Consider the following 900-nt stretch of genomic DNA (forward strand, 5'->3'; position numbering starts at 1 on the left):
CTCCTCGACCGGGTCGCACTCCGCGTCGCACCCGGCAGGCTGGATGCCGCCGAACGTGAACTCGTCGAGTTGGCGCCGGGCTTGCGGGCGGATGAGTTGAACCGGCTCCTCGCCCGTGCCGAAGCCGACCTCGACCCCGCTGGTGTCGAACCGAGACACGACCAGGCGCGCGCGGAACGATCGCTGATCCTTCAAGAACGCGACGGGATGGTCCACCTCACCGCGAAACTCGACGTCGAGACCGCCGCCCCGATCAAGACCGCGATCGAAGCGATGGTGACCCAGACGTTGCGCCGCAACGAACACGCCGACGACGCCGAACGCGACGACCGATCCGTCAGGCAGATGCAAGCAGACGCCCTCGCCGACCTCTGCCGTCACGCGATCGGCTGCACCACTGTCCCCACCGGGCCCGTCACCACCGTCGTCGTCCGCATGGACCTCGACGACCTGCTCCGCCGCGTCGACGACGCCGGGGCGGTCGGTGCTGGTGCCACGGACGCGGCGGGGGTCGCGACGATCGACGGGATCGACCAGCCCGTCCCCGCCGCCGCGATCCGGCGGATGGCCGCCGACGCGCAGGTCATCCCGTGCGTCCTCGGCGGCGACAGCGACATCCTCGACTGGGGCAGAACGAAACGCCTCTTCACGCCCACCCAGAAACTCGCGCTCATCGAACGCGACGGCGGCTGCGTCTCTTGCGGGGCGCCACCCGGCTGGTGCATCGTCCACCACATCGACTGGTGGGAACGAGACACCGGACCCACCGACCTCACCAACGGGGTGCTGCTGTGCACCGCCTGCCACCACCGCATCCACGACGACGGCTGGAACCTGCGCGTCGACGGCACCGGCACGACCGCGACCGTCTGGCTCACCCCACCCACCTGGATCGACCCC

1 protein-coding gene is annotated in these 900 nt (G+C 70.2%); it reads left to right on the forward strand.

Annotated elements, in window-relative coordinates; all coding sequences use genetic code 11:
• Positions 1–81: 81 nt before the first annotated feature.
• The coding region (locus tag AC3ENX_RS14585; RefSeq protein WP_434812455.1) for an HNH endonuclease at positions 82–900 on the forward strand (819 nt) is incomplete at its 3' end.

This window comes from Microbacterium sp. bgisy189 (assembly GCF_057707225.1).